At 63.3% G+C, this 362-nt stretch carries 1 protein-coding gene; it reads right to left on the bottom strand.

Annotated elements, in window-relative coordinates:
• On the bottom strand, positions 1–362 hold a 362-nt coding region (locus FH08_RS48820; protein WP_200878835.1), incomplete at both ends, for a 3'-5' exonuclease.

A 362-nucleotide genomic window follows, 5' to 3' on the forward strand; every position in this document is an offset into this window, starting at 1 on the left:
AAATTCCGGGACTGCGCCCGAGTAGCAGCCTGTGCAACGCAGACCGTGACGTACCGAAGGACGGTGCCCACCACAGGACCAGCTGACATTGTGCCCGGGTGAGCGCAACGTACAGCAGACGCAATTCCTCGCCCGCACTTTCAGTTTCAGCCGTCAGCTTCCTGGCGCCGTATCTCGGACCGTATTCCCCACCCACATCGAGCAGTCGGCGTCCGTCCCCGTCGTGAAGCATCTGAGTGGCCGCCGCGAATCCGCCGACGCTGTCCCAACCGAAGGGAACGTACACAATCGGGAACTCGAGTCCCTTGCTGGCGTGAACCGTCGCGATCTGCACCGCCGCCGCGTCACTGTCCAAACGTCGG

The sequence above is a fragment of the Caballeronia sordidicola genome, assembly GCF_000729995.1.
Lineage (GTDB): Bacteria > Pseudomonadota > Gammaproteobacteria > Burkholderiales > Burkholderiaceae > Caballeronia > Caballeronia sordidicola_A.